At 71.3% G+C, this 12,512-nt stretch carries 11 protein-coding genes and 1 pseudogene; 2 read left to right on the top strand and 10 right to left on the bottom strand.

Annotation, left to right across the window (positions count from 1 at the left end; translation table 11 throughout):
* Positions 1-79 precede the first annotated feature (79 nt).
* The 7 genes and pseudogenes from pheT to infC all read right to left on the bottom strand — a co-directional run bounded on the left by pheT (position 80) and on the right by infC (position 7,563).
* Complete coding sequence (pheT, locus tag AQJ91_RS39205) at positions 80-2,632, bottom strand: phenylalanine--tRNA ligase subunit beta (protein ID WP_067031870.1); 2,553 nt, start codon at positions 2,630-2,632, stop codon at positions 80-82.
* Positions 2,632-3,753, bottom strand: coding sequence for a phenylalanine--tRNA ligase subunit alpha (gene pheS, locus AQJ91_RS39200; protein ID WP_067031863.1), 1,122 nt, complete (start codon positions 3,751-3,753; stop codon positions 2,632-2,634). The genes pheT and pheS overlap by 1 nt, the downstream gene beginning before the upstream one ends.
* 138 nt (positions 3,754-3,891) lie before the next feature.
* Positions 3,892-5,028, bottom strand: coding sequence for a sensor histidine kinase (locus tag AQJ91_RS39195; RefSeq protein ID WP_067031860.1), 1,137 nt, complete (start codon positions 5,026-5,028; stop codon positions 3,892-3,894).
* Between the two features lie 53 nt (positions 5,029-5,081).
* Positions 5,082-5,930, bottom strand: coding sequence for a TrmH family RNA methyltransferase (locus AQJ91_RS39190; RefSeq protein ID WP_067031858.1), 849 nt, complete (start codon positions 5,928-5,930; stop codon positions 5,082-5,084).
* Between the two features lie 161 nt (positions 5,931-6,091).
* Complete coding sequence (gene rplT / locus AQJ91_RS39185; RefSeq protein ID WP_004933571.1) at positions 6,092-6,475, bottom strand: 50S ribosomal protein L20; 384 nt, start codon at positions 6,473-6,475, stop codon at positions 6,092-6,094.
* A gap of 96 nt (positions 6,476-6,571) precedes the next feature.
* Positions 6,572-6,766 (bottom strand): 50S ribosomal protein L35, encoded by a 195-nt coding sequence (rpmI, locus tag AQJ91_RS39180; RefSeq protein ID WP_067031856.1) that lies wholly within the window; start codon positions 6,764-6,766, stop codon positions 6,572-6,574.
* A 112-nt stretch (positions 6,767-6,878) separates the two neighbouring features.
* Positions 6,879-7,563: pseudogene (gene infC / locus AQJ91_RS39175) on the bottom strand (translation initiation factor IF-3).
* A 358-nt stretch (positions 7,564-7,921) separates the two neighbouring features.
* Here infC and AQJ91_RS39165 point away from each other — a divergent pair.
* Entirely contained in the window at positions 7,922-8,299 is a 378-nt protein-coding gene (locus AQJ91_RS39165) for a DUF1844 domain-containing protein (protein WP_067031846.1), read from the top strand.
* A gap of 169 nt (positions 8,300-8,468) precedes the next feature.
* Here AQJ91_RS39165 and AQJ91_RS39160 read toward each other — a convergent pair whose 3' ends face one another.
* The gene (locus AQJ91_RS39160) at positions 8,469-9,200 is read right to left on the bottom strand and encodes an SseB family protein (protein ID WP_067031971.1); all 732 of its coding nucleotides are present in this window, start codon (positions 9,198-9,200) and stop codon (positions 8,469-8,471) included.
* Positions 9,201-9,350: 150 nt separating this feature from the next.
* On the opposite strand from AQJ91_RS39160, the gene AQJ91_RS39155 reads away from it, so the two are divergent.
* Positions 9,351-10,334, top strand: a complete 984-nt coding sequence (locus AQJ91_RS39155; protein WP_067031845.1) for a serine hydrolase — start codon at positions 9,351-9,353, stop codon at positions 10,332-10,334.
* A gap of 12 nt (positions 10,335-10,346) precedes the next feature.
* Here AQJ91_RS39155 and mycP read toward each other — a convergent pair whose 3' ends face one another.
* A complete protein-coding gene (mycP, locus tag AQJ91_RS39150; protein WP_067031842.1) occupies positions 10,347-11,528 on the bottom strand; it encodes a type VII secretion-associated serine protease mycosin in 1,182 nt (393 codons plus the stop codon).
* Positions 11,525-12,337 (bottom strand): hypothetical protein, encoded by an 813-nt coding sequence (locus AQJ91_RS39145; protein WP_067031839.1) that lies wholly within the window; start codon positions 12,335-12,337, stop codon positions 11,525-11,527. The genes mycP and AQJ91_RS39145 overlap by 4 nt, the downstream gene beginning before the upstream one ends.
* Positions 12,338-12,512 lie beyond the last annotated feature (175 nt).

Genomic DNA, 12,512 nt, shown 5'->3' with positions numbered 1-12,512 from the left:
GGTACGAGGGCTTTCGTCCGGCGCGCCGAGAGCACGCACCGGACACCGCGGGCACCGCACAGGACTTTCGAAACACCCCCTAGCTCCGAAGAACAGCCCCCGTACGCTCACCCGCCAGCGCAACCGCCGCATCCCGAGCCGCCGAAGCCTCATCCACCGTCAGCGTCCGATCCCCGGCGCGGAAACGCAGTGCATACGCCAACGACTTCCGTCCCTCACCAAGCTGGTCGTCGTTCTCGTACACGTCGAACAGCCGGATGGACTCCAGCAGTTCACCCGCACCCTCACGCAGCGCCGCCTCGACGTCCGCGTGTGGAACCGGCTTGTCCACGACCAGCGCGACGTCCTGCGTCGCGACGGGGAACGAGGAGATGCTCGGCGCCTGCGGAGTGTCGTCGCCGACCTGCTCCAGGGCATCGAGGTCCAGCTCCATCGCACAGGTGCGCGCGGGCAGGCCCATGGCCTTCAGAACACGCGGGTGCAGCTCACCGGCATGACCGACGACCCGCTCGGCGCCGTCGGCGACGACCACGAGCTCGGCGCAGCGACCGGGGTGCCAAGGCCCGTACTGCCCGACCCGCACGACCAGTTCGGCACCGGCCTCACCGGCCACCGTGCGCGCCGCCTCGACCGCGTCGGCCCAGTCGGCCGGACGGCCCTTGCCCCACCAGCCGGCCTGCTCGCGGGCGCCCGCGAGGACGACGGCGACGTGCCGCGGCTGCTCGGGCAGCACGGCGTTCAGGTCGGCGATCTCCTCGTCGGTCGGGCGGCGGTCGACGGGCAGGTGCCCGGCGACGCGCTGCTCCTCGCGCGGGTGGAAGACCAGCCCGGTCTCGAACAGGGCGAGGTCGTGCGAGCCCCGCCCGTCATTGCGCCGCAGGGCACCCAGCAGGCCCGGCAGCAGCGACGTACGGAGCGCGGGCTCCTCGTCGTTGAGCGGGTTGGTCAGCCTGATGACACGGCGGGCCGGGTCGTCGGCGTCGAGGCCGAGCTGGTCGAAGACCTGCTCGCTGACGAACGGGTAGTTCGGCGCCTCGACATAGCCCGCCCCGGCCAGCACCCGGCCGACCCGGCGGTGCAGCCGCTGCCGGTGGGTGAGGCCACGGCCCGACGGGGGCTTGGGCAGCGTGGAGGGCAGGTTCTCGTAACCCTCCAGGCGGATGACCTCTTCGGCCAGGTCGTTCGGCTCGAGGAGGTCTGGCCGCCAGGACGGCACGGTGACGATCAGCTCGTCCTGCCCGTACACGTCGCAGCCGATCTGCTGCAGTCGCCGTACGACGGTCTCGCGGCCGTAGTCGACGCCCGCGACCTTGTCGGGGTGGTCGGCCGGGGCCGTGATGGTGTTCGGTGCGGACGGCGCGACGACCTCGGTGACGCCCGCGTCGGCCGTACCGCCGGCCAGGAGCACCAGCAGGTCCACCGTGCGCTGAGCCGCCGCCGCGGCCGCCATCGGGTCGACGCCGCGCTCGAAGCGGCGGGACGCCTCCGACGACAGCCTGTGCCGGCGGGCCGTACGAGCGATCGCGACCTGGTCGAAGTGGGCGGCCTCGATGACGACCTCGGTGGACGCGTTCGCGGTGTTCTCGGGGTCTGCGTGGTCGGCGATCTCCGTGTTGGCGCCGCCCATGACACCGGCGAGGCCGATCGGGCCGCGCTCGTCGGTGATCACCAGGTCCTCGGCGTGCAGCTTGCGCTCGACGCCGTCGAGGGTGACGAGCTTCTCGCCCTCGCCCGCCCGGCGGACACCGATGGTGCCCTCGACCAGTCCCCGGTCGTAGGCGTGCAGCGGCTGGCCGAGCTCCATCATCACGTAGTTGGTGACGTCGACGGCGAGCGAGATCGGGCGCATGCCGACCTTCTGTAGCCGGCGCCGCAGCCAGATCGGGGAGCGCGCCTCGGGGCTCAGACCGCTGACGGTGCGGGCGGTGAAGCGGTCGCAGCCGGCGGGGTCGGAGACCTGCACCGGGTAGCCGAAGGCGTTCGGGCCGGGTACGTCGAGGAGTGCCGGGTCGCGTAGCGGCAGGCCGTAGGCGATGGCGGTCTCGCGGGCGACGCCGCGGATGGACAGGCAGTCGCCGCGGTTGGCGGTGACGGCGATGTCCAGTACCTCGTCGACCAGTTCGAGGAGCTCGATGGCGTCCTTGCCGATCTCGGTCTCCGGCGGCAGCACGATGATGCCCTTGGTGCCGTCGTCGCCCATGCCCAGCTCGTCGCTGGAGCAGATCATGCCGTGGGACGTCTTGCCGTAGGTCTTGCGGGCGGAGATCGAGAAGCCGCCGGGCAGTACGGCGCCCGGGAGGACCACGACGACCTTGTCGCCGACGGCGAAGTTGCGGGCGCCGCAGACGATCTCCTGGGGCTCGCCGGTGCCTCCCCCAGTGCTAAATGCCTGGGAGGTGCCCCCAGCCTGGCCGACGTCGACGGTGCAGAACCGGATCGGCTTCTTGAAGCCGTCCAGCTCCTCGATGGTCAGCACCTGGCCGACGACCAGCGGGCCCTTGAGGCCGTCGCCGAGCTGCTCGACGGTCTCGACCTCGAGGCCGGCGGAAATGAGCTTGGCCTGGACGTCACGGCCGGTTTCGGTGGCCGGCAGGTCGACGTACTCCCGCAGCCAAGAAAGCGGGACCCGCATCAGATCTCCATCCCGAACGGCCGGGTGAACCGGACGTCACCCTCGACCATGTCTCGCATGTCCTCGACGTTGTGGCGGAACATCAGCATCCGCTCGATGCCGAACCCGAAGGCGAAGCCGCTGTACTTCTCCGGGTCGACACCGCAGGCGGTGAGCACCCGCGGGTTGACCATGCCGCAGCCGCCGAGCTCGATCCAGCCCTCGCTGGAGCAGGTACGGCAGGGGCGGTCGGGGTTGCCGACGGACTCGCCGCGGCAGACGTAGCACACCATGTCCATCTCGGCGGACGGCTCGGTGAACGGGAAGAAGTTCGGCCGCAGCCGGGTCTTCATGCCCTCGCCGAACAGCGACTGGACCATGTGGTCCAGGGTGCCCTTGAGGTCGGCCATGGTCAGACCCTCGTCGACGGCGAGCAGCTCGACCTGGTGGAAGACCGGGGTGTGCGTGGCGTCCAGCTCGTCGGTGCGGTAGACGCGGCCGGGGCAGATCACGTACACCGGCAGCTCGCGGTCGAGCAGGGAGCGGATCTGCACGGGCGAGGTGTGGGTGCGCAGCACGACGCCGGACTCGGTGCCGCCCTCGGGGCCCTCGACGAAGAAGGTGTCCTGCTCGCCGCGGGCCGGGTGGTCCGGGCCGATGTTGAGCGCGTCGAAGTTGAACCACTCGGCCTCGACCTGGGGGCCCTCGGCGACCTCGTAGCCCATGGCCACGAAGATGTCCTCGATGCGCTCCGAGAGTGTGGTGAGCGGATGACGGGCGCCGGACGGTACCCGGTCGTAGGGCAGTGTGACGTCCACCGCCTCCTCGACCAGGACGCGTGCGTCGCGCTCGGCCTCCAGCTCGGTCTGGCGCGCGGCGAGGGCCTTGTTGACGGCGCCGCGGGCCTGGCCGACGCGCTTGCCGGCCTCGGCCTTGGCGTGCGGGGGCAGGGCGCCGATCTCGCGGTTGGCGAGGGCCAGCGGGGAGGTGCCGCCGGTGTGGGCGACCTTGGCCTCCTGGAGTGCGTCGAGGGAGTCCGCGGCGGCGAAGGCGGCGAGCGCCTCGTCCCGCATTCGCTCGATCTCTTCCGGTTTCAAGGCCTCGACCTCTACAGGGTCGTACGACTTATTCGGTGCCGACATCTCTTCCCGTGCTTCCGATTGGCTGGCTGAAGGTCCCCGTCACCCGACTCTGAGACTTCTGAGGGCCGTCCGTGGGACACAAAGGTGCCAAAGGCCGAGTCTAACGGGGTGGAGGTATACGAATGCGCCCGTGGGCCGCTAGGCGAGATACGCCGGGGCTGCCACGGGCAACATAAATCGGAACTGCGCGCCGCCGCCGGGGGCGCGGCCGACCGTGATGAGGCCGCCGTGGGCTTCGACGATGCCCTTGACGATGTAGAGCCCGAGGCCGGTGCCACCGCGCTTGCTGCCCCGCCAGAAGCGGGTGAAGACGCGGTTCATGGATTCCTCCGGGATGCCGGGCCCCTCGTCGCTCACCGTGACCGACGTGCCGGTGTCCTCGCCCTCTCGCGGGGACTGGGTGGCCGTGACGTCAATCGTGACGGTTCCCTCGCCGTGCCGCACGGCATTTTCGAGGAGGTTGCTGAGCACCTGGTCGATCTTGTCGGGGTCGGCCCACAGGTCGGGCAGCGGCTGCTCGAGGCGGAGCAGGAACCGGTCGGCGGGCTGGCCTGCGGCGACGTACGCCTGGATGTGCCGCCCCACGGCCGCGCCGATGTCGACGGGCTGGCGGCGCACCTCCAGCCGGCCGGAGTCGATGCGCGAGATGTCGAGGAGTTCGGCGATGAGCCGGGTGACGCGGTCGGCGTCGGCGTCGACGGTCTCCAGCATCAGCCGTTTCTGGTCGTCGGTGAAGCGTTCCCATTTGGCGAGGAGGGTCGCGGTGAAGCCCTTGACGGAGGTGAGCGGGGAGCGCAGCTCGTGGGCGACGGTGGCGATCAGCTCGGCGTGGCTGCGTTCGGTGCGGCGGCGGGCCTCGGTGTCGCGCAGCGAGACGACGACGCGACGGACGGGGCCGGTGGGTTCGGTACGGACATACCGGGCGGACACGAGGACTTCGCGGCCGCCGGGGAGGAGGAGGTTGCGCTCGGGCTGCCGTACCCGGATGGCGAGGCCGCCGTACGGATCGGTCAGCTGCCACCAGCGCCGCCCCTCCAGGTCCTCTAACGGCAGGGCCTTCTCCAACCGCTGCCCGAGGGCGTCGGCGGCGGGGACGGCGGTGATGCGCTGGGCGGCGGCGTTGAAGCAGATGACGTGCCCGTGCTCGTCGGCGACGACGAGGCCGTCGGGCAGGTCGTCGGGATCGATACCGAGCTCGGCGAGATCACCGGTCCGGGACGTGGAGGTGCCCCCCGCCTCCCGTGCTCCCGGTGCGCTGCTCGTGCCGACACTCATGCCCGTACTCCACCTCTCAGACGGCGCAGGTGGCCCCCGAGCTGGTCACCCTACTAGCTCTCGGTGACGGAGCGGCACCCTCCGGAGGCGCGCTGTGCACGGGCCGACGCATAGAGACATACGGCGGCGGCGGCGGCGAGGTTCAGGCTCTCGGCCTTCCCGTGGATCGGGACGCGCACGACGGCGTCCGCCAGCGCGCGGGTCTCCTCCGGGAGCCCCCAGGCCTCGTTGCCGAACACCCAGGCGGTCGGCCCGCCCATGGTGCCCTGGTCGAGCTCGTCGTCGAGATCGTCGGTCCCGGCTCCGTCGGCGGCGAGGATCCGCACACCGGCGTCCTTGAGCCCGGCGACGGCCTGTTCGACGGGGACTCCGACGGCGACGGGCAGATGGAACAACGACCCGACGGAGGCGCGTACGGCCTTGGGGTTGTACAGGTCGACGGAGGCGTCGGTGAGGACGACGGCCTCGGCACCGGCGGCGTCGGCGCACCGCAGGACGGTCCCGGCGTTCCCGGGGTCCCGCACATGCGCGAGGACGGCGACGAGTTTGGGCCGGGCCTTGAGGATGTCCTCGAAGGGGGTGTCGAGGAACCGGCAGATCCCGACGAGCCCCTGCGGGGTGACGGTGGTGGAGATGTCGGCGATGACCTGCTCGGAGGCGAGGTGCACGCGGGCGCCGACGGCCCGGACCTCACCGATGATGTCGGCGTACCGTTCCGCGGCCTCGACGGTGGCGAACAGCTCGACGAGCGTGTCCCCGTACTCGGCGGCCTCCCGCACGGCCTGCGGCCCCTCCGCGAGGAACAGCCGCTCCTTCCCCCGGAAGTTCCGCTTGGCCAGCCGCCGCGCGGCGGAGACACGGGGCGAGCGGGGGGAGATCAGCTCGGGGGTGGCGGGGGACATGCTGTTCACCTTCAGAAACCACTTTCCGCCGCAACGGCGATCGACCACGACGGCGGACTTCGGCGGTGCCGAACCAGCCACAACACCACGGAACACAACGGACCCGCAGGCCGGAAGCCTACGGGTCCGTAAAATCACGTCGGCCTAAAGCCAGCGCAGCGTCACGCGGCCTTCGGCGCGTTCACGTCCGCCGGCAGCGCCTTCTGGGCGACCTCGACCAGCGCGGCGAACGCGGTGGCGTCGTTGACGGCCAGCTCGGCCAGGATCTTGCGGTCGACCTCGACGTTCGCGGCCTTCAGACCCTGGATGAAGCGGTTGTACGTGATGCCGTTGGCGCGGGCAGCGGCGTTGATGCGCTGGATCCACAGCTGGCGGAAGTCACCCTTGCGCTTCTTGCGGTCGTTGTAGTTGTAGACCAGCGAGTGGGTGACCTGCTCCTTGGCCTTGCGGTACAGGCGCGAACGCTGACCGCGGTAGCCGGAGGCCTGCTCGAGGATCGCCCGGCGCTTCTTGTGGGCGTTGACTGCCCGCTTGACGCGTGCCACTTGTTAACTCCTTGTAGCGGGGCCGCGGTTGGACTCACGCGGCCCGGAAACGATTGGGTCCCGGTCAGATGTCAGGCGCGAGACGCGCGCCCGATGTCACTTGCCGAGAAGCTTCTTGATCTTCTTGGCGTCGCCCGGGGCCATCTCGGCGTTGCCGGTGAGGCGACGCGTCAGGCGCGACGACTTGTGCTCGAGGTAGTGGCGCTTGCCGGCGCGCTCACGGAGCACCTTGCCGGAGCCGGTGACCTTGAAGCGCTTGCTGGAACCGCTGTGCGACTTGTTCTTCGGCATAGCGCCGTTCTCTCCTCGTCGGTGGCGCTCCGATGCCCGGTCGTGAAACCGGGCACGGTGGAGCGTCGCTCTTGTATCGGTTACGTCCTCGGGGACGTGCGTCCCCCGGGGATCACGCCTCGGCGGATGCCTCGGCAGGGGCCTCGGCGGACGCCTCGACGTCGTCGGACTCCGCGGCGTTCTGCGAGCGGCCCGGGTGGGCCTTCGCCTCGGCCTTGCGGGCTTCCTGCGCCTGGCGGGCCTCGGCCATCGCCTCGGTCTTCTTCTTGTGCGGACCGAGAACCATGATCATGTTCCGGCCGTCCTGCTTCGGGTTCGACTCGACGAAACCGAGGTCCTGGACGTCCTCCGCGAGACGCTGCAGCAGTCGGTAGCCCAGTTCGGGACGGGACTGCTCGCGACCACGGAACATGATCGTGATCTTGACCTTGTCGCCCTGCTTGAGGAACCGGACGACGTGACCCTTCTTGGTGTCATAGTCGTGCGGGTCGATCTTCGGCCGGAGCTTCATCTCCTTGATGACCGTGTGCGCCTGGTTCTTGCGCGCCTCACGGGCCTTCATGGCCGACTCGTACTTGAACTTCCCGTAGTCCATGAGCTTGCACACGGGCGGACGGGCGTTCGCCGCGACCTCGACCAGGTCGAGGTCGTACTCCTGCGCAAGCTCCAGTGCCTTGGCCAGGGGGACGATGCCCACCTGCTCGCCACTGGGACCGACAAGTCGCACCTCGGGAACGCGAATCCGGTCGTTGATGCGGGGCTCGGCGCTGATGGATCCTCCTCGGTTAGCACCACACGGCGGTCTGGCGGACAGCCGCGTATGTCTCTCTTTCGTAAGACCTAACCGCGCCGAAGCACAAAAAATTGCCCCGGACGATCACAGGCGGGACTCCGAAGACTGCCGGAGCACCGCCGCGGTGATGCCGCGGGGCGCACTTTCGGGCGACTCCATCGTCCGTACGGAACGATGGCGGCCGCCTGACCCGGGTGACCCGCCGTCCCGGGGGACGGTCAGGTGGGAGATCGGAGCCTCCACTTGTTGGCCGGACACAGTGATGTCCAGCCGGTCGTTACACAAGGTTAGCAGCTCGGTCCAGGAACGGCTAACCGAGGCCAGCTGGGGCCGGGGCTCCATCGGCGCCTATCGTGTCCTGCATGAGTGAGACCTCCCCCTCCGGCCCTGCCGAGCAGCCCGACTTCGACGAGATGACCCGCGACATCGCCGAGGTCCCGGCGGTCGAGGTGATCGTGACAGTCGCCGTCAACCTGATGAGCGCCGCCGCGGTGAAGCTCGGTCTGGCCCCACAAGAAGGGGCGGGCGACACCTACAAGGACCTGGACGAGGCCCGCAAGCTGATCCACGCCCTCGCCGGTCTGCTGGACGCGAGCGCGACCGAGATCAGCTCGTTCCACGCGGCGCCGCTGCGCGACGGCCTGAAGTCGCTGCAGCTGGCGTTCCGCGAGGCGTCGCTCGTCCCGGACGACTCGGGCCAGGGCCCGGGTGAGAAGTACACGGGCCCGATCTACGGCTAGGGGGTGTTTCGAAAGTCCTGTGCGGTGCCCGCGGTGTCCGGTGCGTGCTCTCGGCGCGCCGGACGAAAGCCCTCGTACTGGACGTACTTGGGCTTTTGCCCGGTGCGGCGAGTGGGCGCCGTGGGTGCTGTGCGGGACTTTCGAAACACCCCCTAGTTCCGCGGCCCGTTCATCCGCGTACGAACAGGGGCTCGCCCGGAGGCGTCGCCTCGGTCGGCAGCAGTGCCAGGTCGAGGCCGCGCACCAGGCGGGCCCGCAGTGTTTCGTCGGCGGCGAGGCGCTGTGCGACGGCCCGCGCGGCCTCGGGCGCGGACGCCGCGGAATCCAGTACGAGGGCGAGGGTGCCGTCGGCCTGTCCCGGCCCGAGGTGGGCGCGGAGTACGGCGGGCTCGGCGGCCACGGCACCGCGTACGGCCTCGACGACGGCCGGGTCGGCGAGCGGGTCGGCCGTCGTGCGGCCCTCGGCGAGCGCGAGCAGCGCGGGGCCGGTCAGCTCGAAGGGCACCGGGCCGGCCATGTCCAGTACGACCGTGTCCGCCTTCTCGTGTGCGGCGGCCTGGAGGGCCTGGTGCAGCGGTACGGCGACGGGGCGGGCGGTCGGGTCCCAGCGGGCCAGGGAGTCGGTGGACGTGAAGGTGGGCAGCGCGGTGCGGTCACCGGCCTTCAGGGTGGGGACGGCCATGTCGCTGGTCTTCTCGCGGCGCAGTCCGTTCTCGCCCTCCTCGACCTCGCCGAGCACGGCCACGACGGGGACGAGCAGCCGGCTGCCCCTGAGGGCGTCCAGGACGGGTGCCACGGCGGTGCGGTCCTCGGCCCAGGCGGCGAGCGCCGCGCTCAGCCGGGGGTCGGCGGAGCCGTCGTCGTCGGAGTAGCCGGGGTCGGGAATGTTCTTGTTCGCCACGGTCACCGACCCTATAGGGGGGATGCTGCTGGGCTTGTGCGGGCCCGGAAACGTGACTGTGACCCTCTTCACCGGAATCTCAGATTTCCCTGACACACATCTAACGTCCGTCTAACGGCCCGCACAGTCGGCGCCCCGACCATCGCGGGCATGGAGTCTTCCGAAGTCCGCCGGCCCCGCCGCCGCACGTTGCTGTACGCCGCGCTCGCCGCTGTCGCCGTCCTCGGCGGTACGGCCGGGGGGACCGTGTACGTGACGGCGCAGGCGCACTCGGGCGGGAGCGCCGTATCGTCGGCGGCGACGCCGTCGGCCTCGCCCTCGGCGTCGGTGTCGGTGTCGGTGCAGTCGGGTGGGGAGGGTTCCGTGGAACCGGTGGCGCGGCCGACGGTGGACTACGACGAACTGCTGGCCGAGGCGATGGCGTCGGTGACCGTCGAGGACGGCGCCGAGGTGTCGGTGGCGGTGCTGGATCTGGAGTCGGGTGAGGGCGCCTCGTACGGGGACGGTGTCTTCGACACGGCGAGCATCGTGAAGGTCGACATCCTGGCCGTGCTGCTGCTCCAGGCGCAGGACGCGAGGCGGCGGCTCACCGCGGCGGAGAAGGCGTACGCCACCACGATGATCGAGAACAGCGACAACACCGCGGCGTCGGCGCTGTGGCGGACGATCGGGCTGGCGGCGGGGCTGAACACGGCGAACAAGCGCTTCGGGCTGACGGACACCGAGGGCGGCGACGCCATGTACTGGGGGCTGACGCAGACCACGGCGGCCGATCAACTCACCTTGCTGCGGCAGGTGTTCGGGGAGGACTCGGAGCTGAGCGAGGCCTCGCGGGCGTATCTGCGGGGGCTGATGGGGCAGATCGCCGTCGGCCAGCAGTGGGGCGTGTCGGCGGCGGCCGACGGCGCGGAGTGGGCGTTGAAGAACGGCTGGCTGCCGCGCACCGCGACCGGGCTGTGGGACATCAACAGCATCGGGCGCGTGACGGTGGGCGGGCACGACTGTCTGGTCGCCGTGCTGTCCGACGGCAACCCGACGAAGACGGGCGGGGTTTCGCTGGTCGAGGCGGCGGCCGAGGCGGCGGTGTCGGTGTTCACGGGGGTTGCCGCGGCTGCCGCGTCGCCGTCCGCGTAGCGGGCCCGGCGGTCAGAAGTCGTCGTGGCGGGGGCGGCGGCCCCGCCACAGCAGCACCGCCGCCACCAGCAGGACGCCGCCCAGGGTGCCCACGAGCGGGGCGGTCCAGCTCGACGTGTCGTCTCCCGACTCGGCGGCGTCGGGGCCCGGGCCGAAGTACTTCTCGCCGTAGGCGGCCGCTTGCAGCCTCTCCGGTTCGATGCGGGCGGCGGCCTTGATGGCGGCGGCCGGGTCGACGAAGCCGAAGCCGCGGGAGTCGTCGCGGCCGTCGGCGGGGGCGTCGCGGGCCGTGTCCTCCAGGAGCTTCTTGATCTGGGCCGGGGTCAGGCCCGGGTGGGCCGCCTCGACCAGGGCCACGGCACCGGAGACGAAGGCGGCCGCGGCGCTGGTGCCCCAGCCCTTGTAGTACTTGTGGTCGGGGTCGGCGATGACGACGTCGACGCCGGGGGCGCTGACCGTGGCGTACCAGCGGCGGGTGGAGAAGGAGGCGCGGGTGCCGTAGCGGTCGACGGCGGTGGCGGCGATGACGCCCGGATAGGCGGCCGGGTAGGAGATGTGGTCGCCCTTCTCGCCGCCGTTGCCGGCCGAGGCGACGACGACGGCGCCCTTCTTGAGGGCGTACTGGACGGCCTCGTCCTCGGCGGGTTCGGGGTGGGCGGAGTCGGAGTCGTCGCCGAGGGAGAGGTTGATGACGTCGGCGCCGTGGTCGGTGGCCCAGCGGATGCCGTCGGCGAGGGCGTTGCCGCGGGTGCTGCGGGCCTTGGCGCGGGACGGGTCGCCGTCCTCGAGGATGACGCGGACGGGCAGGATCTTGGCCTCCGGGGCGATGCCCATGACCCCGTCGCCGTCGTCGGCGCCGTGTCCGTGGCCGGCGATGATGCCGGCCATCTGGGTGCCGTGCCGGGCCCAGGCGCGGTCGCCGCGCTCGGCTCCGAAGCCGACCATGTCCTTGCCGTCGAGGATGTTGCCGACGAGGTCGGGGTGATCGGCGTCGACGCCGGTGTCCAGGACGGCGACGGTGATGCCCCGGCCCTTGGTGGTCTGCCAGGCCTCCTGGGCGTGCATGGCGTCCAGGACCCACTGCTGGGCGCGTATGGAGTCGGCGTGCGCGGTGGTCGACGGGAGGAGGGCGAGGGCGGCGGCGAGGAGGACGCCGAGGGTTCTGGCGCGGCGGGTGCGGGTGGCTGCTCTCACGACGGCTGCTCCGAGGCCGGGGTGGCGTTTTTGCGCAGGGCGCGTTCGATGCGGTCGGCGAGGCCCTTGGCCTCGTGGCCGAGGCCGGCCTGGGCGGGGGCGTTGGTGTCGCCGGACTCCATGGCCGTGACGGCGGGCTGCGGGTCGTCGACGGTGCGGCCGTCGGCCCAGCCGGAGACGGCGTAGACGACGACGGGAGCGTCGGTGAGGACGGAGACGGTCCAGGAGGCGCGCTGTGCGGTGCCGAAGCCGGCGGCGAGGGTGTCCTTGGCGGCGTACGGGCGGGGCATGAGGTCGGTACGCCGGCCGAGGCCCTCCTTGCTGAACCGGGTGTCGAGGGCGCTCATCGCGGCGGCGTCGGCCTTGGTGAAGAGGATGCCGACGGTGGTGACGTAGCTCTGGGTGGCGTCGACGTAGGTGGCGCGCAGGAGGCGTTGGCAGCCGACAGGGGCGAGGGCCTGGCGCAGGAGGGGGTCGAAGGCGTCCGCGCAGCCGCTGTCCGGGGCGACGGCGATCCGCGTCCAGGTCCGGTCGGCGTCACCGGGACCGGCGCCCTTCCCTTCCACGTTCCGCGGGAACAACTGATCGACCGGAACGCTGTGCCACAGACTCCCGGCGGTGGCGAAGCTGTCCTTGGCGCCGTCGCCCCCCGAGTCCCCGACGAGCCAACTCCCCGTCATGGCCCCGCCGATGAGCCCAAGCCCGAGGACGACACAAGCGGCCGCGGCAACGGTACGCATCCGCACCCGCGCCCCCAGCGGACGCGGCCGCGCCCGCTCGTCGTACCCCTCGGGCTCCCCGAACGACACGACTGGCCGCCCGCCCCCGAGGGTCGCTCCCGGGGGCATGGGGGCGTTCCAGGAGAAGGCCGGATCCGGGGAGAACTGGGCGGCATCGGTGACCGGGTCCCCCGACCGGACACCGGGCCGAGCGGGCGCCATGGGGACACCGGTGCGGAGACCGGCGTCGGCGGAGCCGGTGCGG

It is taken from the genome of Streptomyces dysideae, from assembly GCF_001514305.1.
Taxonomy (GTDB): domain Bacteria; phylum Actinomycetota; class Actinomycetes; order Streptomycetales; family Streptomycetaceae; genus Streptomyces; species Streptomyces dysideae.
This window is presented reverse-complemented; position numbering and strand designations above follow the sequence as displayed.

Excerpts from the sequence above, each read along its gene's own strand:
- pheT (WP_067031870.1), bottom strand. The coding sequence starts at position 2,632 with ATGCGGGTCCCGCTTTCTTGGCTGCGGGAGTACGTCGACCTGCCGGCC.
- pheS (WP_067031863.1), bottom strand. The coding sequence starts at position 3,753 with ATGTCGGCACCGAATAAGTCGTACGACCCTGTAGAGGTCGAGGCCTTG.
- AQJ91_RS39155 (WP_067031845.1), top strand. The coding sequence starts at position 9,351 with ATGGAGTCTTCCGAAGTCCGCCGGCCCCGCCGCCGCACGTTGCTGTAC.
- rpmI (WP_067031856.1), bottom strand. The coding sequence starts at position 6,766 with ATGCCGAAGAACAAGTCGCACAGCGGTTCCAGCAAGCGCTTCAAGGTC.
- AQJ91_RS39165 (WP_067031846.1), top strand. The coding sequence starts at position 7,922 with ATGAGTGAGACCTCCCCCTCCGGCCCTGCCGAGCAGCCCGACTTCGAC.
- AQJ91_RS39190 (WP_067031858.1), bottom strand. The coding sequence starts at position 5,930 with ATGTCCCCCGCCACCCCCGAGCTGATCTCCCCCCGCTCGCCCCGTGTC.
- AQJ91_RS39195 (WP_067031860.1), bottom strand. The coding sequence starts at position 5,028 with ATGAGTGTCGGCACGAGCAGCGCACCGGGAGCACGGGAGGCGGGGGGC.